24 protein-coding genes and 1 riboswitch are annotated in these 25719 nt (G+C 57.8%); of the genes, 11 read left to right on the forward strand and 13 right to left on the reverse strand.

The window, feature by feature from the left end:
• The first annotated feature begins 7 nt into the window (after window positions 1-7).
• A riboswitch (cobalamin riboswitch) is annotated at window positions 8-182 on the forward strand.
• 316 nt (window positions 183-498) lie between these two features.
• From SELSP_RS10590 to SELSP_RS10625, 8 genes are all read left to right on the forward strand, one after another.
• A complete protein-coding gene (locus tag SELSP_RS10590) occupies window positions 499-1908 on the forward strand; it encodes a DASS family sodium-coupled anion symporter (RefSeq protein ID WP_037367928.1) in 1410 nt (469 codons plus the stop codon).
• Window positions 1909-2039: 131 nt separating this feature from the next.
• Window positions 2040-3338, forward strand: a complete 1299-nt coding sequence (locus tag SELSP_RS10595) for a PepSY-associated TM helix domain-containing protein (protein ID WP_013741029.1) — start codon at window positions 2040-2042, stop codon at window positions 3336-3338.
• Window positions 3339-3369: 31 nt separating this feature from the next.
• Entirely contained in the window at window positions 3370-4305 is a 936-nt protein-coding gene (locus SELSP_RS10600) for an ABC transporter permease (RefSeq protein WP_006193919.1), read from the forward strand.
• A gap of 1 nt (window position 4306) precedes the next feature.
• The gene (locus SELSP_RS10605; RefSeq protein ID WP_006193918.1) at window positions 4307-5152 is read left to right on the forward strand and encodes an ABC transporter permease; all 846 of its coding nucleotides are present in this window, start codon (window positions 4307-4309) and stop codon (window positions 5150-5152) included.
• A complete protein-coding gene (locus tag SELSP_RS10610) occupies window positions 5149-5964 on the forward strand; it encodes an ATP-binding cassette domain-containing protein (RefSeq protein WP_006193917.1) in 816 nt (271 codons plus the stop codon). Before SELSP_RS10605 ends, SELSP_RS10610 begins: the two co-directional genes overlap by 4 nt.
• Entirely contained in the window at window positions 5961-6722 is a 762-nt protein-coding gene (locus SELSP_RS10615) for an ABC transporter ATP-binding protein (protein ID WP_006193916.1), read from the forward strand. The genes SELSP_RS10610 and SELSP_RS10615 overlap by 4 nt, the downstream gene beginning before the upstream one ends.
• 207 nt (window positions 6723-6929) lie before the next feature.
• A complete protein-coding gene (locus SELSP_RS10620) occupies window positions 6930-8441 on the forward strand; it encodes an ABC transporter substrate-binding protein (RefSeq protein ID WP_013741030.1) in 1512 nt (503 codons plus the stop codon).
• Window positions 8442-8476: 35 nt separating this feature from the next.
• Window positions 8477-9802, forward strand: coding sequence for an S-layer homology domain-containing protein (locus SELSP_RS10625; RefSeq protein WP_013741031.1), 1326 nt, complete (start codon window positions 8477-8479; stop codon window positions 9800-9802).
• A gap of 535 nt (window positions 9803-10337) precedes the next feature.
• Here SELSP_RS10625 and SELSP_RS10630 read toward each other — a convergent pair.
• Genes SELSP_RS10630 through rpsF form a run of 4 tightly spaced genes read right to left on the reverse strand, consistent with a single transcriptional unit; the run spans window position 10338 to window position 12164 of the window.
• A complete protein-coding gene (locus tag SELSP_RS10630) occupies window positions 10338-11060 on the reverse strand; it encodes a thiamine phosphate synthase (protein ID WP_013741032.1) in 723 nt (240 codons plus the stop codon).
• Between the two features lie 57 nt (window positions 11061-11117).
• A complete protein-coding gene (rpsR, locus tag SELSP_RS10635) occupies window positions 11118-11351 on the reverse strand; it encodes a 30S ribosomal protein S18 (RefSeq protein ID WP_013741033.1) in 234 nt (77 codons plus the stop codon).
• 18 nt (window positions 11352-11369) lie between these two features.
• Window positions 11370-11807 carry a single-stranded DNA-binding protein gene (locus SELSP_RS10640; protein WP_006193907.1) on the reverse strand — a complete coding sequence of 146 codons (438 nt, stop codon included), beginning with the start codon at window positions 11805-11807 and terminating at the stop codon, window positions 11370-11372.
• 18 nt (window positions 11808-11825) lie between these two features.
• On the reverse strand, window positions 11826-12164 hold the full coding sequence (gene rpsF, locus SELSP_RS10645) for a 30S ribosomal protein S6 (RefSeq protein WP_006193906.1): 339 nt from the start codon (window positions 12162-12164) through the stop codon (window positions 11826-11828).
• Window positions 12165-12672: 508 nt separating this feature from the next.
• On the opposite strand from rpsF, the gene fliD reads away from it, so the two are divergent.
• Window positions 12673-13485 (forward strand): flagellar filament capping protein FliD, encoded by an 813-nt coding sequence (gene fliD, locus SELSP_RS10650; protein ID WP_013741034.1) that lies wholly within the window; start codon window positions 12673-12675, stop codon window positions 13483-13485.
• A 204-nt stretch (window positions 13486-13689) separates the two neighbouring features.
• On the opposite strand, the gene SELSP_RS10655 is transcribed toward fliD, so the two are convergent.
• The 5 genes from SELSP_RS10655 to gap all read right to left on the reverse strand — a co-directional run bounded on the left by SELSP_RS10655 (window position 13690) and on the right by gap (window position 19361).
• Complete coding sequence (locus SELSP_RS10655) at window positions 13690-14313, reverse strand: hypothetical protein (RefSeq protein WP_006193903.1); 624 nt, start codon at window positions 14311-14313, stop codon at window positions 13690-13692.
• Window positions 14314-14386: 73 nt separating this feature from the next.
• Window positions 14387-15919, reverse strand: a complete 1533-nt coding sequence (gene gpmI / locus SELSP_RS10660; RefSeq protein ID WP_006193902.1) for a 2,3-bisphosphoglycerate-independent phosphoglycerate mutase — start codon at window positions 15917-15919, stop codon at window positions 14387-14389.
• A 150-nt stretch (window positions 15920-16069) separates the two neighbouring features.
• Entirely contained in the window at window positions 16070-16822 is a 753-nt protein-coding gene (gene tpiA / locus SELSP_RS10665) for a triose-phosphate isomerase (RefSeq protein ID WP_006193901.1), read from the reverse strand.
• Between the two features lie 144 nt (window positions 16823-16966).
• Window positions 16967-18184 (reverse strand): phosphoglycerate kinase, encoded by a 1218-nt coding sequence (locus SELSP_RS10670; RefSeq protein WP_006193900.1) that lies wholly within the window; start codon window positions 18182-18184, stop codon window positions 16967-16969.
• A gap of 163 nt (window positions 18185-18347) precedes the next feature.
• The gene (gene gap / locus SELSP_RS10675) at window positions 18348-19361 is read right to left on the reverse strand and encodes a type I glyceraldehyde-3-phosphate dehydrogenase (protein WP_006193898.1); all 1014 of its coding nucleotides are present in this window, start codon (window positions 19359-19361) and stop codon (window positions 18348-18350) included.
• A 295-nt stretch (window positions 19362-19656) separates the two neighbouring features.
• Between gap and SELSP_RS10680 the strand changes: the two genes are divergently transcribed.
• Window positions 19657-20487 (forward strand): hypothetical protein, encoded by an 831-nt coding sequence (locus SELSP_RS10680; RefSeq protein WP_013741035.1) that lies wholly within the window; start codon window positions 19657-19659, stop codon window positions 20485-20487.
• Window positions 20488-20527: 40 nt separating this feature from the next.
• On the forward strand, window positions 20528-20962 hold the full coding sequence (locus SELSP_RS10685) for a Panacea domain-containing protein (protein ID WP_006193896.1): 435 nt from the start codon (window positions 20528-20530) through the stop codon (window positions 20960-20962).
• Window positions 20963-21207: 245 nt separating this feature from the next.
• Here the strand turns inward: SELSP_RS10685 and SELSP_RS12310 are convergent, their stop codons facing one another.
• The 4 genes from SELSP_RS12310 to SELSP_RS10705 all read right to left on the reverse strand — a co-directional run bounded on the left by SELSP_RS12310 (window position 21208) and on the right by SELSP_RS10705 (window position 25714).
• Window positions 21208-21366, reverse strand: coding sequence for a hypothetical protein (locus SELSP_RS12310; RefSeq protein ID WP_174261613.1), 159 nt, complete (start codon window positions 21364-21366; stop codon window positions 21208-21210).
• A gap of 109 nt (window positions 21367-21475) precedes the next feature.
• A complete protein-coding gene (locus SELSP_RS10695; RefSeq protein ID WP_013741036.1) occupies window positions 21476-22144 on the reverse strand; it encodes a hypothetical protein in 669 nt (222 codons plus the stop codon).
• A 223-nt stretch (window positions 22145-22367) separates the two neighbouring features.
• Window positions 22368-24863, reverse strand: a complete 2496-nt coding sequence (locus tag SELSP_RS10700) for a PHP domain-containing protein (RefSeq protein WP_006193893.1) — start codon at window positions 24861-24863, stop codon at window positions 22368-22370.
• Between the two features lie 80 nt (window positions 24864-24943).
• Window positions 24944-25714 carry a hypothetical protein gene (locus tag SELSP_RS10705; protein WP_006193891.1) on the reverse strand — a complete coding sequence of 257 codons (771 nt, stop codon included), beginning with the start codon at window positions 25712-25714 and terminating at the stop codon, window positions 24944-24946.
• Window positions 25715-25719 lie beyond the last annotated feature (5 nt).

Consider the following 25719-nt stretch of genomic DNA (forward strand, 5'->3'; position numbering starts at 1 on the left):
CGACAAACAGCATATTGACGGATCAGGTGTCGCAAGACTCAATAGAGAAGCCGGAAGAGCCGGCGCGGTCCCGCCACTGTAACAGCGAGCGAATCTGCAAGAAACGTCACTGGGGAAACCCGGGAAGGCGCAGAGGAGCGATGAACTGGAGCCAGGAGAACTGCCTGATCGACGATCACCGTCTGACCTGCGAGCGATGGGGAGGGGATCTGCGCCTTGCGATTGGTTCGCGTCTTTTGGATGCTGTTCCAGCGATGGTTTCGTGCGCATATACAGCACGATACGCGGCAAGGCAAGGATATTTTGCAGCCTCTCTTTCCTTTGCAGGAAAAGAGGCTGCATTTATTTTGCGAACGAGAGGACACAAAGCGTGTTGCTCTTCGCAAACGTCCAGCCGTATGCCTTGTGCGTCCATCGCTTCCACAGATGCCGCAGAAAAATGCTTTCAGCAAATGGGGACTGCGGCTGAGAACTCATATCTTCAGATGGGGTGAAAACATGAACGCTAACAGAAGAAACGCTCTCCTCACGATCGGCGTCGGAATCGTCCTGTGGTTCCTGCCGATTCCTGACGGCGTCACGCCGCTCGCCTGGCATTTGCTCGCGGTCTTTGTCGCGACGGTGCTCGGCTTTATCCTGCATCCGCTGCCCATCGGCGCGGTGGCTTTCATCGCGATTTCCTTTTCCGTCTGGGCGGGGCTTTTGAAGACCTCGGACGCCCTTGCGGGCTACGGCAACAGCACGATCTGGCTGATCGTCTGCGCCTTCCTCTATTCGCGCGGCTTTATCAAGAGCGGACTCGGCAAGCGCATCGCCTTCCGCATCATCGAGGCGATCGGTAAGAGTGCGCTGTCGCTCGGCTACGCCATCGCTCTGAGCGAACTTGTGATTTCGCCCGCGACACCCTCGGCCACGGCACGCGGCGGCGGCATCCTCTATCCGATCGTGCGCTCCTTGGCAGAAGCTCTCGGCTCGAAGCCCGGCGAGAGTGCGCGGCGCATCGGCACTTATCTCATGCAGGTAGGCTACCATACGGACGCCGTGACCTGCACGATGTTCGTGACCTCGATGGCAGGCAACCCGCTCTGCGTGGCGCTCGCCGAAAAGACGCTGGGCGTCCAGGTCACATGGATGGGCTGGGCGAGCGCTGCCATCGTGCCGGGACTCATCGCGCTCCTGCTCGTTCCCTATGTCATGATGAAGCTCTCTCCACCCGAACTCGTGCACATTCCCGACGCTAAGGGACTGGCGCAGCGCGAATTGTCCGAGATGGGACCAATGAGCCTTGCCGAGAAAGGACTGTCGGTCATCTTCGTCGTCTCCCTCGCGCTCTGGGCAAGCTCGGGACTCACGGGCATCGACGCGACGCCCGTCGCCATGGGCGCGGTCTGCCTCATGCTCATGCTCGACATCATCAACTGGCAGGATGTCATCAAGGAAAAGGGCGCGTGGGATGCGATGTTCTGGATGGGTTCCTTAATGACGCTCGCCTCGGCCCTCGCAAAATCCGGCATCATCACTTGGATTGCCAACGGCGCCGGCGCGGCGATTTCCTCGCTCGGTTTTGACTGGGTCATCTCCTGCCTCATCATCCTGCTCTTCTACACTTACATCCACTATGCGTTTGCCAGCGTCACGGCGCGCATCAGTGCGCTCTATGCGGCGTTCATCGCTGTCAGCGTCACCGTCGGCGCACCGCCGCTCCTGGTCGCCATCGTCTTCGGCATTTTCGCCGATGTACCGATTTCCCTCACGCACTACGGCAACGGCTGCGCCCCCATCTACTTTGGCGGTGACTACGTCTCGCAGGGCGAATGGTGGAAGAACGGCTTCATCATGACGACCATAACGACACTGATTTACCTGACGATCGGCGCAGCTTGGTGGAAAGTCTTGGGGCTTTGGTGAACTGCGGCAAACGGATTCTCAACTGGGAGGGAAGCCCGTGAAAGACAGGGCTTTCCTTCTATGGTATTTCAGCCCGAGCCCACATGAGGCCAGCCGACGCAGGACCACTTTGCAAGAAAGGACTCTTTTTCATGTTACTCCTCTATCGTCTGCACCGCTGGATCAGCGCTATCTGTGCAGCATTTTTCCTCCTGCTTTGCCTCACGGGGCTGCCTCTTCTCTTCAAGGAGGAGATCACGCAATGGAACCGTGTCGAGCCTCTGCCCCATGCGGAATCCTCCTCCTACCATGCGCTCTGGCAGGGAACTTCCGCCGGACTCGACAAGGTTCTGGAAGAGAATCCCGACAAGAAGGTGCAGGCCATCTCCGCCATGCCCGAGCACGGTCTTCTGCTCTACCGAATCGCCGCCAAGGACAGCCACGGGCGCACGGGGCGCATGAGCATGGGCGGCACGCAGATCGCCTATTCGCCCATGACGGAACAGGCCGTTCCGTGGCGCAGCGGCGCGGTGAAGTCGCCTGCCGTCGCGAGCCTCATGCACACGCTGCACATCCTGCACCTGCGGCTCGCCATGGGGCAGGGCGGTATGATCTTCCTCGGCATTATGTGTTTCCTCAGCTTCCTCTCCATTCTCGGCGGACTGCTGCTCTACCCGACGTTCATGCGCCGCCGTCTTTTCGGCGGCACGCGCGGCGGCGTCTCGGCGGGCAGTTCCTTCGACTGGCACAACTTCCTCGGCGTCGTCACGGCGGTCTGGGCGGGGCTTCTGACCTTGAGCGGCGTCGCCATCGTCATCTTCTCCGTGGGCTACGGCGCTTACCTCGCGGATGTCGACGCCCACGCGCCGCAGGGGGATGCTGCAAGTGTCCGCTACGAGGATATGCTCGCCTATGCGAAAGAAGCCTTCCCCGGGCAGGACGTCCTGAGCATGGAGGCCGCGACGGGCAAGCTCCCCGCGACGCTCTACCTGACGGATGTGGCACACCCCGCGATGTTCATGGGGCAGAAGGTGCTCTTTTCCCGCACGGCAGACGGCGAGCTCCTGCACTTCACAGAGCCGCTGCCGCGCTACTTGGCCGTCTGCGCCTCGCTGCTCGACCTTCACATCCACAACCATTCGACGATTCTCTTGAAGCTCTTTTGGGCGCTGCTCGACATTTTGACAATCACCGTCATTGTCACGGGCTTCCTCGGCTGGTGGCGTCGCTGCCACAGGCAGAAGGAGCGCCGTCCCGTCTTTGCCGACGGAAGAGGCCGCTCCCTCATGGCGTCCGTTTGGAAACTGCCGGCGCTCCTCGCGGGGCTTTCCCTCATCGGCATGACGGCACCGCTCTCGGACACCTTCCTCGGCAACACGGGCGGCGCCCTTGCCTGGCTTCTTGTCCTCGCCGTAAGCCTTGCTGCATGGCTTTTCGCCAAGCGGCCGTAAGGCAGCGCAATCGAACAGAAAGGAAAGATCTATGGCACAAATCCTCCTGCGTCGTCTCTTGATGATGCTCGTCATCCTCTTTTTGCTCTCGGTCATCACCTTCATCCTCATGCACACGTCGGACTCCGATCCCGTGAAGCTCTACATGATTCGCTCGGGAATCATCCCGACGCCCGAGCTGATCGCGGAGGTGCGCGTGCGCTACGGACTCGACGAGCCGATCTGGGTGCAGTATTTCGTATGGCTGCGCGACCTCCTCACGGGCGATCTCGGCTACTCGCTACTCTTCTCCATGCCCGTGGCGACACTCTTAAAGGACGCGATACCAAACACGATTCTTCTGGCGATTTCGGCGATGGGGCTTTCAATCCTCATCTCCGTGCCGCTCGCAGTTCTCGCATTTCGCTTCTATGCGCGGCCGCTCGATCTCATCATTCGCTTCGGCTCGTTCTTTGGTATCACGATACCAACGATCTGGCTGTCTTTGATCTTCATCTACATCTTCTCGGTCAAGCTGTCCCTGATACCAATCCATACGACGGGACTCACGGGGCTGATTCTGCCGTCTCTCGTACTCTCCTTCTACTACATGGGGCTGTATGTGCGCCGCCTGCGCGGTGCGCTCCTCGAAGAGCATCAAAAGGACTATGTGACGGGCGCGCGCGCCCTCGGGCTTTCCGATTCGCGCATCCTCTGGCGCTACATCATGCCGAACGCGCTGCCGAACATCATCACGATGTTCGGCCTGTCCTTTGGCAGCCTCTTGGGCGGTACGGTCGTCATCGAGGCGATCTTCGGCTGGCGCGGCATGGGATTTCTGATGGTCGAGGCCATAAAGAACAACGACTTCACGCTCATGCAGGCCTACGTCCTCTGGGGCGCGGGCATCTTCATCCTCGTCAACCTCGCGGCGGACATCCTCTGCCTGTGGCTCAATCCCAAGGTGCGCGAACAGGAGGTGGGCTGACATGGGACTCTTCTTCTCGCGCATGAGGCGCGACCCGCTCTTCTGCGTGCTCGCAGCGCTCCTTCTCCTGTGGATCGCCGCGATGTTCGCCGTGCCGCCCTTCCTTCCCTACGACGCCTATACGAACGACATGGGCGCACGCCTCCTGCCGCCGTCGGCAGAGCACATCCTCGGTACGGATCAGCTCGGGCGCGACCTTCTCTCGCGCGTCCTCGTCGGCGGTCAGGCGAGCCTTTCGGCGTCCCTTGTGAGCGGCATCCTCTCTGCCGTCTTCGGCATCGGCGTCGGCGCGGCGATGGCTCTGACGCGCGGCCGCATGCAGCTCATCTCGACGGGAATCGTCGACTTCTTCCTCGCCTTTCCGAGCCGCGTCTTCCTCGTCGCGCTCCTCGGCTTCCTGGGGCCGAACGTCGGCAACGTCATCCTCGCCGTCTTCATCACGACGTGGGCGGAGTATGCACGCATCGTGCGCACGATCGTTCGCACGGAGCGCGAGAAGCCTTACGTGCGCTACGCTGACGCGTCGGGCATCCCGTTTTCGCGGCGGCTCTTTCGCTATGTGCTGCCGAACGTCGTGCCGCAGATGTTCGTCTTCTTCTTCCAGCACTTGAGCGACATCGTGCTCGTCGTCGCGGGACTGTCGCTCATCGGCATCGGCATCCAGCCGCCGACGCCCGAATGGGGCATGCTCCTCATGGGATCGAAGGACTACATGCAGACGGCGCCGTGGCTCTTGATGTTCCCCGGACTTGCCATCTTCATCACGGTCATCCTCTTCAGCCTCATGGGCGACGAACTGCGCGACATCTTCGAGCCGCGCTGGGAAAGGAGGGGGGAGAAATCATGAGCGAAAAGAACATAGCCGCGCACAGCGCGAAATCCTCGCCGCATCTGCCCTTCCTCGCCGTCGATCATCTTTCCATTGATGTGGCGAAAAAGCGCGTCCTCGACGACGTGTCGCTCGCATTGGAGGCAGGCGAGGCGCTTTCCATCATCGGTGCAAGCGGCTCGGGCAAATCGACGCTCCTGCGCGCCATCCTCGGGCTTCTGCCGCACGAGGGCAAGGCGATCGCGGGCGACATCCTCTACCACGGCACACCGCTTTTGAAGAATGCCGCGCTGCAAAAGGAACTGGCAGGGCGCGACTTCGCCATGGTCTTCCAGAATCCCGGCAACTACCTGAACCAAAACCTGCGCGTGCGCCGCCAATACGAGGACTTTCTGCGTACACACGGCGTTCTCAAGAAGGAGTGGCCGGCCCTGATGGAAGACCGCCTCAGAGCCGTCGGCTTCAGCGAGCCGAAGCGCGTGCTCAGCGCCTACCCGTTCCAACTGTCGGGCGGCGAGCGCCAGCGCACGGCGACGGCGATCACGCTCACGCTCTCGCCGAAGCTTCTCCTGCTCGACGAGCCGACGAGTGCGCTCGACCCCATCGCTTCGCTCGAATTCCTCGACCGCATGAAGCTCCACCAGTCGCGCGGCGCGGCTCTCATCTTCGTCACGCACAACATCCGCGCGGGCGCCTACCTCGGCGACCGCCTGCTGATCTTGAAGGACGGGCGCGTCGTAGAAACCGGCCCGACACAGGAAGTCATGGAAGCGCCGCAGGAAGCCTACACGAAGGAACTCTTGGCGGCGATCTTGGAGGTGAAGTCATGACGGCAGAAAAGAGGAAAGGCGAAATGCCCGCCGTGCACGAAGATATGCGCGCGCTCCTTGAGGTCACGGACGTAAAGAAGTCCTTCGATACGCCGCGCGGCAGGCAAGAAGTCTTGCGCGGCGTATCGCTTCGCCTCGCGCCCGGCGAAGTCTGCGGCATCGTCGGCGCAAGCGGCTCGGGAAAATCGACGCTCTTTCGCATCATCGCAGGTTCAGAGCTGCCCGACGAAGGCACGGTGCAGAAAAGGGGCGTCGTGCGCATGGTCTTTCAAGATCCGCGCGAGGCCTTTTCGCCGCGCATGCAGATGCGCGACTTCTTCCGCACGGCGCTCGAAAAGGCAGGCGAGACGAAAGCCGCGCTCGAAAGACGCATCCTCGCCATGCTCGCCGAGGTGCATCTCGCGCCCGCCGTCCTCGCGGCCCTGCCGCACCAGCTTTCGGGCGGCGAGCTGCAGCGCGTCATCATCGCGCGAACGCTGCTCCAAGAGCCGGACATCGTGCTCTTCGACGAGCCGACGAGCGCACTCGACGTCATCACGCAGAAGGAAATCCTCGACCTCATCGCCGCGCTCCGCCTGCGCTTTCACTTCGCAGGTCTCTTCGTCGGCCACGAACTCGGCGCCGTGCAGCACGTGGCAGAGCGCATCTATGTGCTCGCGGACGGCCGCTTCGTCGAAACGCTCGCGGCGAAAGACCTCGCGCACGCCAAGCACGAAGCGACGCTCGCGCTGCTGCACGCAAGCGAGCTTCTCGGCTGAGGGCACGCGATCTCACCGAAGTCTGCCAAGCGGCATCAGTCCGCTTGTATCATAAATCGCAGGGACGCAGAACGACAAGACCGTGCGGCCAAGAGTAAGGGGCTGTACGCAATTCCTTGTAGCCGTTCCTGCAAGGAGACGGACGCGGAAGCGTCCGAGATTCATTTGAGGAAAATGCTGCTGTATTTTCCACGGGGAGGTTTATTCATGAAACGTATCTTTACCGCGATCTTCCTCATCTGCTCTCTACTGGCCTTCACAGGCTGCGGCGGGGGCGGCATGAAGAGCAAGGCAGGGCACCTCAATCTCGCCCTTTGGTGGTTCGGCGAGACGCTCGACCCCGCGCACGCCTGGGACGGCTGGACACTGACGCGCATCGGCGCGGGCGAGACGCTCGTCGCCGTCAACGAGCACATGGAGTTCGTGCCGCAGCTCGCCGACAAGTGGGAGCACATCAACGCTACGACATGGCGCTTCCACATCCGCCCGAACGTGAAGTTCCAGGACGGCACGCCGATGACGCCCGAGCTGGTCAAGGCGTCGCTCGAACGCACGATGCAGGAAAACGACCGTGCGAAGAAAGCGCTGCACGCGAAAGAAATCCGCGTAGACGGGGAAAACATCGTCATCGAGACGGAAGAGCCCAACGCCTCCTTGATCTCGGCGCTTTCCGACCCGCTCTTCATCATCGTCAACACGCAGGCGGACATGTCGAAGGTCGCCTCCACGCCCGTTCTCACGGGACCTTATACCATCACGGAATGGAAGAAAGGCTCCGAGATCCAGATGAAGCGCAACGAGCACTATTGGGACGGCAAGCCCGGGCTTGACACGGTCACGGTCAAGCTCTTCGAGGACGACACCTCGCGCGCCATGGCTCTGCAGTCGGGTGAGATCGACCTCATGCAGCGCATGACGGAAGCAAACCGCAGCCTTTTTGCAGACAAGCCCGATTATACCATCTACGAAACGACAGGCGTGCGCGTCTTCATGGTCACGCCATACCAAGGCGATGGCATTTTCACGGACAAGAACCTCAGAAAGGCGCTCGCCTACATGCTCGACAACGACGCTCTCGCCAAGTCCTACGGCAATTCCGTAGCAGCGGGCGAGCCGTTCCCGCCGAGCGTCCCCTACGGGCACACAGGACAGAAGGTCACCTACGATCCGGCGAAATCCGAGGCGCTCTTTGCGGCGGCAGGCTGGAAGAAGAACGCGCAGGGCATGTACGAAAAGGACGGCAAGCCCCTGACGCTGCGCTTCGCAACCTGGGGCACGAAGACGACGCTCTATGAAGCCATCGAGTCGCAGCTTCGTGCCGGCGGCATTGATGTGAAGATGGTTCATGTGCAGGAGCCGGACAAGGTCGATGAAGTCGGCGGCTTCGACCTGCTCGAAGAAGATTGGTCCGTCGCGACGACGAACGATCCGTACCCGTGGCTGCGCGGCATGCTCTACTCGAAGAGCGGCAAAAACACGAACCACAGCCGTTACGCCAGTCCCGCCTTCGACGCCATCATAGACGAGATGGCCACGGCGCTCGACCCCGCACAGAAAGACGCCCTCGTCATGAAGGCGGCGCAGCAGATCATGGAAGATCAGCCCTCGATCTACCTCATCGTGCCGACGACGACCGTCGTGGGCAAGTCGAACGTCAAGAACGTCAAGATCTTCCCGCTCGACTACTATCTGCTGACGAAAGACATCACGGTCGAATGACCCGAAAGCAAAAAGAAAATGAAAGGTTGTCGTTCATGAAAAAATATATATGCGGCGCGGCTCTCAGCGCCGCCCTCCTCACCTCCTCCGCCCTCGCCTCTGCAGCGGCGAACCCCTTCAGCGACGTGCCCGCCGATCACTGGGCGTATGACGCTGTCGCACAGCTTGCCGACGACGGCGTCATCGAAGGGTACGGCGACGGCACCTACCGCGGCCAGAACGAAATCACGCGCTACGAGATGGCGCAGATGGTCGCCAAAGCCATGGCGAAGGAAGATCAAGTCAATGCACAGCAGAAGGCCATGATCGACCGCCTCGCCGCAGAATTTGCTGAAGAGCTGGGCAACCTCGGCGTTCGCGTCGAAAATCTTGAGCAAAAGGTGGACAACGTGAAGTGGGAGGGCGAGCTTCGCTACGTCCACCTCTCGCACCGCGACGAAAATGCCGCAGGCGCGACCGACAAGCACTCGGTCAACACGCTGCAGCTGCGCCTCCTGCCCGTCGCCACCGTCAACGATCATTGGAAGGTGCGCGCGCGTCTGACCGGATCGGTGAAGCTCTCAGAAGATCAGGCGAGCAACGTCGCCCTGAGCTACCTCTACGCCGACGGCAACTACGGCAATCTGCGCATCCAAGCGGGCAAGATGTCGCACTTCTGGTCGTACTCCGACGACGGCCTCGTCGCCGACTCGTGGTTCTCGGGCGCGATCTTGACCTACGGCACAAAGACGAAGATCATGGTCGAAGGCGGACGCTGGAACATGGGGAACGCCGCCCTCAACGTCTCCGGCAAGGACAAGCTCGGCGGCCGCACAGCCTCGGACTACACGGCAAATCACTACGGCATCGGCGTCGACCATGCGACGGGAAAACTGCAGGCGGGCGTCGCCTACCGCCACTATGATTCGGACGTGTTCCAGTTCCTGCCCGCCTATCGCGACGGCGCCGTGACGGACAAGGCGGGCATCCTCTCCGTCGGCGGCAAATACAAGTTTACGAAGGATGTCGCCCTCTCCGCGCACTACGCGAGGAATCTCGAAGCGGACAACTACAACCAGTCGGCAGACGTTCAGCTCAACTACAAAGGCTCGAACGTCGCGAACCCCGGCTCGTGGGGCATGTACCTCGCCTATCGCCACCTCGGCGGCTACAGCACGCTCATGCCAACCTACGAGCTGCACCGCCAGACCTACAAGATCCCCGTGGCGGGCGGCGAGTACGGCACGAAAGGCTGGGTCATCGGCGCAAGCTACGCGCCGATGAAGAACACGAACATCGACATGGCCTACTTCCACGGCACGTCGCTCGGAAGCGACCACAGCGCGAAGACCTTCTACACGCGCGTGCAGATGTTCTGGTAATTTCCGCAAGGAAGTCAAAAGAAAATAGATCGCAAAAGGAGAGAGTCGCAAGACTCTCTCCTTTTGTTTTAATACCGCAAGCGGTATGGATTGCATGCAATACTGTCTCCCGAAGCCCTTGGAAACAGTGAACCCAAAAGGTGGTTTTCTAATACTCCCTCCCTGTTTGCGCTTCTCCCCAAACCGCAGGGAATTTTTTGTCGCAAAAAGCGGCTCAAAAGGGGTGCGAAGCCAGCAATACCAAGGAAACTTTTATCCACGAAGAAAACCTAAAACTCATGGCATTTTCCCGCAAATCTCGAACTTCACCGTAATGAAGTATATCATGAAGCAGAAATGCTGTCAATAGCCTTTAAGAAATAAAGCGTCGTCTATAAGATACAGATCTCCCTGCCTCTTTGCAGGCCTCTACCGAGTTTACTATGAGCGTCCAAGAGGTCAAGCCCGAAGGGCGCAGACGGATTGGTAAACTTTCATTAAGGGCGGCGCACAATATCCACAAAGTGGACGTTTGTGCGTGTAGTTTACACCAGGCTCAAAAAATCACCTCATCCCTCCACCGCGCGACCATCTCCCGCGCCGCACCTTCTGCATCTGCCGCCGCTGCGACGGCGGAGATCACGAAGAAGCCGGCGGCGCCCGTCGCCTTGATGGCGGGAAGATCCGCCGCCTTGACGCCGCCGCCGACGATCACGGGCACAGGGCTCTTTTGGGCGAAGGCGGCGATTTCCGCCAGGCTGCGCGTGCGGAAGCTGCCGTCCGCCTCGATGCCGGCGTCGGGCTTTGACGCTGTCGCGTGCAAGGGACCCGTGCCGATGTAGTCGGCAGCCGCCAGATCCTCAGGCGCAAGCCGAGGCAGATCCTGCGGATGCGCCGACAGGCCGACGATCGCCGCTTCCCCGAGAAGGCGGCGGCAAATGTGCGCGGGCACGTCCTTCTGCCCCACATGCACGCCCGCGACGGCAACGCCCATCTCGCGCGCCGCGAGCGCGACGTCGAGCCGATCGTCGACGAGAAGCGGCACGCTTGCTGCCGCGCCGGCCGCCTCGATCGCCCGCGCCGCCTCGCCGAGCAGCGCGATCTGCTCGCGTGCGCTCTCCTCCTTCGCGCGAAGCTGCACCGCTGTGAAGCCCGCGCACACCGCAGCCTTGACGATCTCGCCGACACGCCGCCCCTTCGTATCACGAGGCCCGATGACGAGATACGCCGTGACCGCGAGATGCGAGCGCAAAGTCATATCGCTCACGGAAAAGCCCATAGGAGCGCCTCCCATCCCTTATCCATACAAAAAGAGAGCCTTTCGGCTCTCTCTTCCTTACTCCGCAGTGAACGGCAAAAGCGCAATGTTGCGCGCGCGCTTGATTGCGAGCGTCACCTGGCGCTGATGCTTCGCGCAGTTGCCCGAAATGCGGCGCGGCAGGATCTTGCCGCGCTCCGTGATGAAACGGCGCAGCTTCGCGACATCCTTATAGTCGATGACATCCACCTTGTCCACGCAGAACGTGCAAACCTTGCGGCGCGAACGTCTGCCTCTGTCACGTCTGATCAAATCAATTCCCTCCCCTGTTTAGAATGGGATTTCCTCATCGGGTATGGAAGGGCCGAAGGACTCCTGTCCGGCAGGCGGCTGATGGCTCGGCGCACTGCTCTGCATCGGCGTGCCCGGCGCACCCGCGCCCTGCGGACGCGAGCCGGCGAACTCGATGTCGTTTGCGACGACTTCCGTCACATAGCGCTTCGAGCCGTCCTGCGCATCGTAGCTTCTCGCCTGCAGACGCCCCTCGACGAGGATGCGGCTGCCTTTCGTCAGGTAGTTGCCGCAGAACTCCGCGAGCTTCTCCCATGCGACGATGGAAATGAAGTCTGCCGACGGCTGCTGCCCGTCGTTCGCCTTGCCGAAGCGGCGGTTCACGGCGAGCGAAAACGAAGCGACCGCCTTGCCGCTCTGCGTGTAACGCACCTCGGGATCGCGGGCGAGATTTCCGGTCAAAAGCACCTTGTTCATGGCATTTCCTCCCTCAGCTTACTCTGCCTCGCCGGCTTCCGGCTCGGCCGCAGCCTTCTCGCCGGCTGCGATGAGCTCCTCCGCGCGCACGATCATGTGCTTCAGAAGATCGTCGGTGATCTTCATGACGCGGTCACACTCCTTCATGCAGGCAGGCTCAGCCGTGACATTGAGCAAGCAGTAGTAGCCGTCCGTGTAATCCTTGATCTCATACACCAGACGCTTCTTGCCCCAACGGTCTTCCTTGTCGATCATGCCGCCGTTCGTCTGAATCAGCTTGACGAACTTCTCGATAACAGCGTTCGTCGCTTCCTCCTCCATCGGCTTCACGATAAAGATAACCTCGTATTTTCTCACAAAAACACCTCCTCTATGGTCTGTGGCTCCCTCGGGAGCAGGGAAGGCTCAAAATGAGGGAAGCGCTGATAAAATGAGGTCGCCCAGATTTGCACAGATGCGCTGGTTCTATCGAGGAGACAAACCACAGGCGTAGCGGTGCTACGTCGAGGATTTGTCGACGAAGAGAGGACAGCGCAGATGTGTGAAGATGGGCGGCTGAATTTATCAGTGATTCCTAAATATTCGAACCAACTGTCCTGTGACTGAATGATTATATCATAAGAAAAGCCTTGGGGCAAGGAGAAATTCCCATTTGACAAAGCGCGGCGCCTCCTCTATATTTGATGTAGCAGATATTCAGGGGGAGGTACGTCATGAAGCATCATTACAGCACGATCTTTTGGTCGCTTGTGAGCAATCCGAGGGCTAAAGAAATTTCTCCCACCTTTCGATATACTCAATGAAACGGTATATTTTCTCGTGAAGAATCAATGCTATCTTACATTCTCGAAAGGAGCTGGCCACCATGCCAACGATATATTCCATGACGCAGGCGAACTACGGCATGTACCGCTTCGCACAGAAGAGCGGCTACTCGCTTTTCGGCGGAATGGGCACTGCGGGTAATTCGCTTTTTGGAACGCAGTCTTCCCGTGCTTCCAAGGGGCTTCCCTCGCTCTTAAACTCGCAGGGCTTCGGCTCGAACGCCTACGCCCTGATGAACCTCAAGGCGAACACGCGCGCCGTACTGAAGTCTTACCACGAAGCCTCCGACGGCTTCTACAAGACGTTCGATACAGCGATGAACTCTCTTTCCAAAACGTCTGCCGCACTCAAGAACACGAACTTCAACGTCACGGGCGCGACCGAGGCGGACACGCAGAAGAACACGGAAGCCGTACTCAAGAACGTCAAAGACTTCGTTTCCGATTACAACGACACGATCAAGATGTTCGGCGACTACTCCGACGTCTCAAGCCGCGCTTCGGGCATGGAAAAGCTCTTCGGCGACGCTTCGTACAAGGCGGACACCCTGCGCCAAGTCGGCATCACGGTGAATTCGGCGTCGGGCACGCTCTCCGTCAATGACGCGGCGCTGACGAAGGCGCTCAAAGAAGAGCCGAACCGCGTCGAGAACATCCTCGGCAAGAACGGCCTTGCGGGTGCAACGGAAAAGAAGGTCGACTTCGCCAAGACGCAGCGCGACAAGATCTTCCCGTCGGCACAGCAGATGCTCGGTCCCAACTACCAGCGCGCGCTCGCCTATACATCGGCAGGCTCCTTGACGAGCATGAATTCCTATGCCAATGTCGGAACGCTGCTGTCGATGTTCTTCTGAAGCCTCTCTTAATACAAAACGATACCAAAAACGGTCGGAGCTTTTGAGCTCCGACCGTTTTTTTACCATGAAACCCCAAGAAGTCAAGCCCGAAGGGCGCAGACTGATTGGGTAACTTTCATTAAGGACGGCGCACAATGTCCACGAAGTGGACGTTTGTGCGTGTAGTTTACTATGAAATTCCCAGTGGTCACGCCCATGCCGTTATTTCATCAGCTCTCCTCCCGCCGTTTCGAGGATCTTGTCTGACGTGCCTACCATATCGTTCGGCATCCATACGCCCTTGGAGCTGTCATAGGTGCATTCCACCTGGATCGTCTTCGTGCCCTTCGGCTGGAGACCCTCGATCGCCTTTGCGAAGTTCTTCATAAACGCGTCCATGAGCGTATCCAACTCCGCATCTTTCGCAGCGCCAGCCTGCGTCTCTTCCGCAATCTTATCCATATCGATCGAGCTTGCGTCGATCGTATCGATCGTCAATTCGACCTTCGCCTTGTCGTCCTTCTTTTCCAGCGTCTTTGCCTTCACATTGCATTTTTTCAGCACATTGAGGCAAGCCTCGCCGATCTGCTGCGCCTGATCGTTCGTGAAAAGTCCGCCTGAAGCAGCCTTGAAAGCCGTGACGAAGGATTTCATGAAGTTACTGCGGACTTCCCCTTCCTTGATGCCGAACTTCTCCATGCCGGCCTTGTCTTCCTGGAGGAGCGCCTTGCCGAGGGATTCCATACTGACTTCCGGCTCTTCCTTCTGTCCACAGCCTGCGATGAGAAGGGTGACGAGGAGGATGCCGAGGAGGGCGGTGAAGGACTTCCAAACGGATTTTTTCATATCTTGCGTTCTCCTTTCGTTGACAAAAACATAGCGGGGAAAAGCCTTGCCTTTCCCCGCCGCAAAACAAACCTTACTTCATCTCCACGAGGGGTTTGCCCGTCATTTCGGGCGGGATGTCGAGTCCTGCGAGCGTCAGGAGCGTCGGTGCGATGTCGCATAGTGCGCCGTCATGCGCCTTCTTCACGCGGTCGGACACGCATATAAACGGCACGGGATTCGTCGTATGCGCCGTGAAGGGCTGCCCTGTCGCGTGGTCGACCATGCGGTCGGCGTTGCCGTGATCGGCGATGATGCAAACTTCGCCGCCCATCTTCTGCGCCGCCTCGACGAAGCGGCCGACGCAGGCATCGACCGTCTCGACCGCCTTGACGGCGGCTTCCATGACGCCCGTATGACCGACCATGTCGCCGTTCGCGTAGTTCAGGATGATGAAGTCGTACTTGCCCGACTCGATGGCGGCGACGACCTTGTCCGTGACTTCGAGTGCGCTCATCTCGGGCTGCAGATCGTACGTCGCGACCTTCGGCGAGGGAACGAGGATGCGGTCCTCGCCCTTGTACGGCTCTTCGACGCCGCCGTTGAAGAAGAACGTGACGTGCGCGTACTTCTCCGTCTCGGCGATACGAAGCTGCGTCATGCCCTTCTGCTCGATGATCGAGCCGAGCGTATTCTTGATGCTCTCGGGCGGGTAGGCGATTTCGACGTTCATGCCTTCCTCGTACTGCGTCATCGTCGTGAACGCGAGATCAAGCCCTTCGACGCGCGGGAAGCCGTCGAACTTCGTGTCGGTGAAGGCATGCGTGAGTTCTCGCGCACGGTCGGGGCGGAAATTGAAGAATATGACACCGTCGCCCTTCTTCATGCCCGCATAGCCGCCGATGACGGCAGGGACGACAAATTCGTCCGTCACCTTCTCCGCGTACGAGGCTTCGATAGCTTCCTTCGCCGTCGCCTTCTTCACGCCGTCTCCCTTGGCAATGGCGTCATACGCCTTCTCGACGCGCTCCCAGCGCTTGTCGCGATCCATGGCGTAGTAGCGCCCCGAGATCGTCGCGATCTCGCCGACGCCGATCTCACGGCATTTCTCTTCGAGCTCGGCGAGATAGCCTGCCGCGCTCGTCGGCGGCACGTCGCGCCCGTCAAGGAAGGCGTGCACATAGACCTTTGAGAGTCCATTCTTCTTCGCCATTTCGAGAAGCCCGTAAAGATGCTTTTCGTGGCTGTGCACGCCGCCCGGCGAAACGAGGCCGAAGAGGTGAAGTGCGCCGCCCGACTTCTTCGCGCTGTCGATGGCGTGGAGCAGAGCCTTGTTTTCGAAGAACGTGCCCTCGGCGATCGCCTTCGTGATGCGTGTGAGCTCCTGGTAGATAATGCGCCCCGCGCCGATGTTCGTATGCCCGACCTCGGAGTTGCCCATCTGCCCGTCGGGCAGGCCGACGTACTCGCCCGACGCCTGCAGCTGGGCGTGCGGATATTTCGCCGTGAGGCCGTCCAAGACGGGCGTCTTTCCGACGGCGATGGCGTTCGTCGGGTCTTTCGGGTCGCCGATTCCCCAGCCGTCCATGATGATGAGCGCGACCGGTGCATTTTTCAAAGTTGCCATAGATCTACCCCTTTCCTATGGAGTATGTTACAAATATTGCAGGAAGTCGCCCATAGAGGCTACTCCCCAAAAGGAGCGGCATCGCATGTGCAGTGCCGCTCAAAAGTTTTCCTTCTCGTCAGAACTTCCTTGCGTCAGAATTTCCTCACGTCAGAATTTCACGATCTCGCTGAAGTCCTTCGCCTTGAGCGATGCGCCGCCGACGAGAGCGCCGTCGACGTTCGGCTTCTCCATGAGTCCTGCGATCGTTGCGGGCTTGACGCTGCCGCCGTACTGGATGCGGATGCCTTCCGCCGCGTCCTTATTGAACACCTCGGCGACCGTCGCGCGAATGGCGGCGCAGACTTCCTCCGCCTGCTCGAACGTCGCCGTCTTGCCCGTGCCGATCGCCCAGATCGGCTCGTAGGCGATGACGAGCTGCGCGGCCTCGTCGGCGGAGAAGCCGTCGAGCGCCGCCTTGATCTGCTTCGTCACGAAGTCGATGTAGGTGTTCGCCTCGCGGATCTCAAGCGGTTCGCCGCAGCAGATGATCGGCGTGATGCCCGCAGCAAAAGCCGCTTTGGCGCGCTTGTTGACTCCCTCGTCCGTCTCGCCGAAGTACTCGCGGCGCTCGGAGTGGCCGAGCACGCAGTAGTCGACGCCGATCTCCTTGAGCATATCCGTCGAAATCTCGCCCGTATAGGCGCCGCTCTTCTCCCAATGCACGTTCTGTGCGCCGATGTGGATGTTCGAGCCTTTGACGGCTTCTGCCACAGCGGCGAGCGCCGTTGCCGTCGGGCAAGCGACGACATCGACATCCTTTGCATCCTTCACGAGCGGCATGAGCTCCTTGACGAGCGCTACGCCCTCGGCGATCGTATTGTTCATCTTCCAGTTGCCTGCGATGATGGGTCTTCTTGCCATAAAATCTTCCTCCTCGTATGGAACATCGGGAGCACGTCAAAACGGCACGCGCTCCCGCAAAGCTTCTATCTTTGCTCCTGCTTCTTTTGCGGCGAGCACGAGTGTCCGACTTTGCGGACGCTGTGCGCCATCTTTCAGAAGCTCTTACTTCTCGGCAATCGCCGCGATGCCCGGCAAGACCTTGCCCTCAAGGAACTCCAGCGTCGCGCCGCCGCCCGTCGAGATGTGCGAGATCTTGTCCGAAAGCCCCGTCTTCTTCAGCGCCGCGATGGAATCACCGCCGCCGACGATGCTCGTCGCGCCCGCCTCCGTCGCATCGGCGACGGCTTTCGCGACTGCGAGCGTGCCCTTGGCGAACTCGTCGCACTCGAAGACGCCCATGGGGCCGTTCCAGATGATCGTCTTCGCGCCGTTCAGCGCTTCGACATACGCCTCCGACGTCTTCGGGCCGCTGTCGAGCGCTTGCCAGCCGTCCTCCACCTTGTCGACATCGACGACCTTCGTCTTGCCCTCAGAGGCAAACTTCGCCTCGTCAGCGAGCGGGAACATGTTCGCGACGGCGACGTCGAGCGGCAGGATGACCTTGACGCCCTTCGCCTTCGCCTTTTCGAGAAGTTCCTTCGCGAGATCCATCTTATCCGGCTCGCACAGCGAATCGCCGATCGCGAGCCCCTTGGCCGCGTCGAACGTGTGCGCCATGCCGCCGCCGATGATGATCGTGTCGACCTTCTCGATCATGTTGCTGATGACGCCGATCTTGTCCGAGACCTTCGCGCCGCCGATGATGGCGACGAAAGGATGCGCGGGCGCTTCGAGCGTCTTGCCGATGTAGTTGATCTCCTTTTCCATGAGGAAACCTGCGACCGTTTCAAGATCGGAAGCGATGCCGACGTTCGAGGCATGAGCGCGATGCGCGACGCCGAAGGCGTCGTCAACGGCGATGTCCGCCAGCGAGGCGAGCTGCTTGGCGAAAGCGGGATCATTCTTCTTCTCTTCCTTGTGATAGCGCAGGTTTTCGAGGAGCAGAACCTCGCCTGGCTTCAAGTCCGCAGCTGCCTTCTCCGCTTCAGGGCCGACGCAGTCGGATGCCCACTTCACGTCCTTCTTCAGAAGTTCCGAAAGATGCTTGACGAGATGCTTCGTCGAGAACTTCTCTTCCTTCGCCTCCGTCGGGCGACCAATGTGGCACGCGAGAATCAGCGCCGCGCCGCCGTCCAAGAGATGGTTGAGCGTCGGCAGCGTGCGCACCATGCGCGTGTCGTTCGTGATATTCATCTTGTCGTCGAACGGCACATTGTAATCGACGCGCACGAAGACCTTCTTGCCCTTTACGTCGATATCCTTGATCGTCTTCTTGTTCATAAAAATCCTCCCATAAAAAGAACAGAGGCCCGGCCCAAACGCGGCCGGACCTCATGGATCTTGACTCAGCTGATTTTTTCAGAAAGGCGCGCTAGCTTCGCCTTTCCCGTATTTCGCCGACCGCTCTCGCTCTCAGAAAGCGCTGAAATTATCCGTGCTTCCCTTACTTCAGTTCAGCAAAGTACTTGATCGTGCGAACCATCTGGCTCGTGTAGCTGTTCTCGTTGTCGTACCACGAAACAACCTGCACCTGCGTGTTGCCGTCACCGATGGGGCTGACCATCGTCTGCGTCGCATCGAAGAGCGAGCCGTAGCGCATGCCGATGATGTCGCTCGATACGATCTCATCCTCGTTGTAGCCGTAGGACTCCGTCGCTTCCTTCTTCATCTGCGCGTTGATCTGCTCGACCGTGACTTCGCCCTTGACGACAGCGAAGAGAAGCGTCGTCGAACCCGTAGGAGTCGGGACGCGCTGCGCAGCGCCGATGAGCTTGCCCTTGAGCTCGGGGATGACGAGGCCGATCGCCTTCGCCGCGCCCGTCGAGTTCGGTACAATGTTGACGGCAGCGGCACGGCTGCGGCGCAGATCACCCTTGCGCTGCGGGCCGTCCAAAGTCATCTGATCGCCCGTGTAGGCATGAATCGTCGCCATGATGCCGCTCTGGATCGGCGCGAGGTCGTTGAGCCCCTTCGCCATCGGAGCGAGGCAGTTCGTCGTGCAAGAAGCCGCCGAAATGACCTTGTCCTCGGGCTTCAGAATCTTGTGGTTAACGTTGAAGACGACAGTCGGCAGATCGTTGCCGGCAGGCGCCGAGATGACGACCTTCTTCGCGCCGGCGGCGAGATGCGCCGAAGCCTTTTCCTTCGAGGTATAGAAGCCCGTGCATTCAAGCACGACGTCGACGTCATGCTTGCCCCAAGGAATCTTCGAAGCATCGGCTTCCTTGTAGATGTTGATCTTCTTTCCCTTAACCGTGATGGAATCCGCACCGGCTTCCACCTGGTCGGCATATTCGTACTTGCCCTGCGTCGAATCGTACTTCAAGAGGTGCGCGAGCATCTTGGGGTCCGTGAGATCGTTGATGGCTACGACTTCATAGCCCTCTGCATCAAACATCTGACGAAACGCGAGGCGGCCGATACGTCCGAAACCATTGATCGCTACTTTTACTGCCATTTGTAAAATACCCCCTAGTCCTTCCCCCGGCTTTGCCCGGCGGCGATACAGACGAAGCACAGAAAACCCGTGCACCGTCCGCGAAACCTTCCGGCAAGGGCAAAAGCCCCTGCCAATTCTTCTTTAATATTACACTAAAACGGGAGCGATTGTCAATGATATTCTAGGTTAGGAAATATTCCGGGAATACATTGAATACAAAAGAAATATTTGTTATAATATGGGGAGAATATCCTAGGAAGATTCCATGTGAATCATCAGCATGACCCGGCAGGGAAGCAGGGAGGAAAGAACGATGAGCATCTCTTCAATTTCAGTCAACCCCTACGGCTCGGCAACGTTCGAGAAGATCAACTTGAACCTCGCCGAAGTGGGTCGCCAGAAGGCCGCCCAAGGATGGCACGAGGCAAAGGAAGTCTACAAGTCTTCGCCCTTCGGCAACGATACGAAGCTCGGCACCTCGAAATTCCAGCAGTCAAACAAGGAAGCAGAGCAGCTTGCCAATCGCTCGATCGCGAAGTCTGCACGCGCGGCGAAGGAAATCTACATGTCCTCGCCCTTCGGCAATGACACGAAGATCGGCACGTCGAAGTTCCAGCAGTCGAACGAAGAGGCAATCGCCCTCGCCGGCCGCTCGATCGCCAGCTCCGCCCGCGCCGCCAAGGCGTACTACATGGGCTCGGTCCTCGGCAACGACACGAAGCTCGGCACGTCAAAGTTCCAGCAGTCGAACGAGGAAGCGGCGCGGCTCGCCGACCGCTCGATTGCAAAATCGGCACGCGAAGCAAAGGCCGTCTACATGGCCTCGCCCTTCGGCAACGATACGAAGGTCGGCTCATCGAAGTTCCAGCAGGCAAACGAAGAAGCGTTCGCCCTCGCCCAGCAGTCGGCATCGCGCGCCTCACGCGCAGCGAACGCCGTTTCCAAATCCTCCCCCTTCGGCAACGACACGAAGGTCGGCTCGTCCGCTTTCCAGCAGGCGAACAAGCGCATCGTCCAGACGGCCGCGAGCCATACGCCGCCCGTGCTGCAGCAGGCAAAAGCCGCCTACATACGCCAGATGCAGAATGCCGCCGAAGCCGCGAAGAACCCCACGCGCAACACGAAGGTCGATGTCGGCGCATAACGAGTGAAAACCGCGTACAGTAAAGGAGGTGCACCGGCACATGGCGAATGTATTCGATGCAGCAAGGTATATCTTGCTCAAGACAGGCGAAATCAGTACATGGAAGCTTCAGAAGCTCTGCTACTATGCGCAGGCGTGGACGCTTGCCTGGACGGGGAAGCCGCTTTTTCCCGAAGACTTCGAGGCGTGGCGCAACGGGCCGGTATGCCGGCCGCTTTTCGCGCGCCACAAAGGCATGTACTCTGTCACGGAAGATTTCCTGCCGGATGGAAATATTGACGCTTTGACCGCAGACGAAAAGGACAGCATCGACACGGTTCTCTCCGCATACGGTGCCATGGAGCCCTATCAGCTGCGCGCGCAGACGCACGCCGAAACACCGTGGAAGGCCGCGCGCGGATCGCTGGACGAAATGGCGTTCAGCGATTCCGTCATCTCCAAGGAAGCCATCGGTGCGTATTATGGGGCTCTTTGATGAAGCGCCAGAAGCAAGTTCACAAAAAGGGTAACGTACGGCAAAAAAAAGAAGTCGTCCTATCTCCCAAAAGTCAAAGCACAGGCTTCCCCATATTTCGTTTCGACCGCATCGACAAACAGGGCGCCTTCGCTTTCGATACGACACGCACGGATTTCAACCATAGGGATTTCCTCGATAAGATGATTGCCTACTCGCAAATGACATGGGCAGAAATCGCCCGTCAGACGCACGACAGCGGCAAATCAAAGCATCACTACGTCAAGGAGATCCAAAGATTTTCCCCCGCCGCGCGTGAGCGGCTCAAGTCTTTGAAACTTGAAGACTTTTCCGACGATCTCTTTTCCTTCGCGCTGAACAACAAGCTGCGAATCATCGGGTTGCGCCTTGATGACCACTTCCATGTTCTGTGGTATGACAGTGAGCATCTTGTATATCCTTCAGTGAAAAAGCATACATAAAGAGCCTGCCGCACATTGCACATGCGGCAGGCTCTTTTTATCCGTATTTCCTTTAATCATCGATCTCGCGGTAAAGCACATCGCCCGACTGCGCGTCGAGGATCAGCTCGTACTTCACATTGTTCGCGTAGCATTTCACACGATAAACGGGCTGGAACAGCGCGGGGCTCGGCGCAGTGGCAGCGGACGCTGTGCTGGGCGCGGCCGACGCAGGCATTGCAGCATCCGGCGCAGGAGCAGCCAGCGGCTGCTGCGGTGCAGCAGGAGCGCCCCCGGGCGCGGACTGTGGCATTTGCCTCGTATCCATTGACTGATCGCCGCGACGAGCCTTTCTCTCGTGCTTGTCCTTCTGATCTCGATGATCTCCGTCACGATGATCACCCTTGTACTTATCGTCACCGTGCTTCATCCCCTTCGCGCGATTGTCCGTCAGCTCGACCTTGCGGTAGGTGATCGCCGTCTCATCGACGCCGAGGGCATCTGCGACGAGCGTGCGCACCTCATTCTCCGAGCGGAGTGCGAGCCCCGCCTTATCTGCCTGCGTCCGAACCATTTGCGTGCGTGCCTCGCTGACACGCTCCTTGGCGGCGACCTCCTGTCCATGATGCCAATAAGCGCCGCCGCCCGCGAGCACCGCGCCAAGAGCGACGACGACGCCTGCACGCTTCAAATTCTTCGCCGAGAAGATACCCTTTGCCGTTTCCATGATTCTGTTTTCCATGAGGAACGCCTCCTTTTCCATTGAACGTCATATCATGAATGCTTCTGCAGGGAGGCTCATGTGTTCGTCCCTTGCATAGTTCAAGTATACGGCGCGCTCCTAAATCCCCAACAAACGAAAGCTAAACAAAAACGAAACAAAAGGAAAACAGTTTAGTCATGGGAATGTTGTGATCAATCTTATTGAACATGAATGTCCAATAAAATTATGACGAATACCTCGCTTAGAATGATTTGAGGTCTTCGTCATAGAAATGCGGTCGCAAATGATGTCCTCGCATACACATCTCCAATGCAAGCTCCAAAAGTTCAATTTTGCCGTTGCTCGATTCCTCGAAACTTTCCGTGTCCGTATAAATTGAGAGGCGCTCTTTTATAGCCGTTTCCCCTGATTTTATGACTGCCAGATCAGACGCATCAGCCATGGTTTCAATATATGCTCGATAAAATTCCTGCGGATGATGCGCCTTGTAATACGCCAGACGATAATTCGACATGACATGATCCACGACATGAGCACGAGGAAACATATATCCCATTTTTTGACAAGATTGAATATACCAAGAGGGAACACCTTTTTCCTGCAGAATTTTTATGGTTTTGGGAAGGATGCCATTCCCCTTTCGCACGGATTCCATGATTTGAAAAGCACGCAGCGGGTCGATTCCCTTTCGTATCAAGTACATCATGACATCATCACGAGTTGCAGCGACTTCGTTCAACGTGCATACGCCTCGGCTAATCAGTTTCTGTGCATTTCCTTCCCATGCTCCGGTTCCATGAGAAAAAGCGGAAATTTTGACCAGTTCACTAAAGAATCTCGGCTGCAATTCCTGCAGCATTTGACGAACCTTGGGAGAGTGAAATTCGGGGATGCCAACGGTATCGGCTTTCCGGAATAAAGAGATGGCGGAAGGGTCATCGAAGGGAATATTCGAAAGACTGCAGCCTGTGCCGCGCTCTAATTTTTCGAGGAGAGAGAGTACAAAATAACGCAGCAGATTGAGTTTAAGAAAATGATTGGTGAGATTTTGGTAGGAAAAATGGGGGATTCGATATGTATGACCTTCCTGATCGCTCACATCTTGAAGAGGAAGAAAGAAGCCGGGTTCTGCATCCTCAGGGAGTATGATGAAAGCCGAATCGTTGATTCCCATCGCTTTTTTCGTGCCAACACATTGTTCCGCCACATCCTGCATGGGGATTCCCACGGGAATGCGATCCGTTGTATCAAGAGCGTTTTGGATATATGCCACGGCTTCATCATAGGATATCGTTTCGATGGTTCCAGCCGGATAAACTCGGACACGCTCCCATACTTTTTCGATATTTTCGGCTGCAATGGAACGATACGAATCTGGATAACTCATGACGATATCAGGCTGTCTGCTCCCATCAAAGCCAACAAGAGCGGCATAGGGGATATCGTGTCCATCGCCCAGGAGTGTTTCTCCGCATTGGGGGCAAATGTTCGCCTGCAAATTAAAACCGGAAGCTACGGAACCATCTGTGATGAATTGGCTGTATTGACATTTTGCGCAACGCCAATGCGGAGGGAGCGGATTGACTTCCGTTATCCCGATCAGATGCGCTGCCAAAGAAGCACCGATCGAGCCGTTCGTACAGGTGATGTGACCATCTTCATGCGCTTTTTGCACAAGTTTTTGCGGCAGCAAATACAGCGACGAATATTCATGTTCAAGGATGACGGCAAGTTCCTGCTCCAATCGTTCCTGCACAATTCGCGGCAGATTTCTACCATATAATTCGGTTGCCTTGTCGTAAGACATGGATTTGATGATATCATGCGCATGGGGAATTTGGGGAAGACATTTTTCATACGATGGGTCTATCTCATCCATCAAATCCGCGATGCGGTTCGAACCTGTGATCACAGCCTCATAGGCGGCTTCTTTTCCAAGATGGCTAAAGTTTTGAAGCATTTCTTCTGTCGTACGAAGAAAACGTGATGACTGGGTGTCATCGTCTTTTTTACCGGCAGCGTTTAGGAGCACTCTGCGGCAGAACGCATCCTCCGGGTTCAAGTAATGCACGTCACCCGTCGCGACTAAGATTTTACCGGTTCTCTTGGAGATTTCGACGATTTTCCGATGGATGTTCCTCACATCTTCCTCGGATTGAATGCAGGAGAAAGTTTCATCTGCAATTAAACCGACATAATTTTCCGCAGGCTGAATTTCCAGGTAATCGTAAAAATTGGCGATGGCTAAAATTTCATCATCGCTCTTGGCGGCTGCGATTGCCCGAACGAGTCCCCCCTCCGCGCCCGCCGAGCCGAGCAGCAAGCCCTCTCGAAGTTCATGGAATACGCGTTTCGGAATATGGGGCTGATGATGAAAAACATTCCTGTGCGACAGAGTTACCAGTTCATACAAATGGAGCAGGCCTTTTTTATTCTTCGCTAACATAGAAATCCGATAGGGAATGGACTCCTTGCCATCTTCCTGCGCCATAGATCCGTCCATACCGTAAATAACCTTTACGCCAAGACGTGCGGCAATTTTCATGGCATCGGGAAATACCTGCACAACGTCGTGGTCGGTAACGGCTACTGCCTTCCAACCCCAAGCGGCAGCCGTGCGAAGGAGTTCTCGCACAGAGAGTACGGACTCCATTTCGCTCATTTGCGTATGAACACTGAGTTCAACCCTTTTGACATCGGCTGTATCGCACCTCATGCCATCGCCAGAAAGTAGCATCTACATACCCCTTCTATAAAAATCTTTATTACACGCAAATTCGACACATCGTTCCAATTCAAGCGAAGAACTTTGACGGCTCACACATCTTTCGACGCAACGCCTGCGTGATGCATTTCATACGCAGAAAACATCAGTATCTCATTCTCTTCCCATGGCTCGACCTGCCACACAAGATCAACCTCTCCTCGGAAGCCGTCAGCGATTGCTTCCACCTTTTTTGCAATATGATAGAAGTTGAAGTCTTCTCCTGTCCCTCGGAAGATGAGCTGCACACCCCGCACTGTTTGATTCGCGGCAGGCATTTCTTCCCAAAGCAGATGTTCTAGAGAGATACACCGAAGATCTCCTTTCGTCGACGCAAGCATCGGGAGAATATCCCGCCTGTCTACACCGACCAGTTGGATATTCATCGGCGTCCATAGACCTGATGCGATTATGCAAGCCTTTGCCGCTGCCTCATCTGCAAAGCACATAAGAATCGGTCTGATGCAGCCGTCATCATCCTCCTGCAGTGCCGCCAGCCGCTCTGCACATGCGACAAAGTTTTTTTCAGAGGCTGTACGATAGATGCAGAGTATATCCTGTTGCCGCAATATCTCGAACGGGATCGTCATCGCCTGCGCATCCGAAATCAGCATGGTATGGGGCAACGATACCTCTTCCGTTGCGATGGACGCAGCATCCTCCTGTTCTGATTCGGAGGAAAATTGACGCACCGGCATACCGAGGAGCGGCTCACACTTTTCCATGTGGGAATAATATCGCGCCAGCGCAGAAAAGATGCTCTCATCCTCGCAGGCAAGGATCACACCACTGTCCTGCAGAGTATTTTCTGTATATGGCATCATGTTCG

Source organism: Selenomonas sputigena ATCC 35185 (assembly GCF_000208405.1).
In the GTDB taxonomy this organism is placed as follows: Bacteria; Bacillota; Negativicutes; order Selenomonadales; family Selenomonadaceae; genus Selenomonas; species Selenomonas sputigena.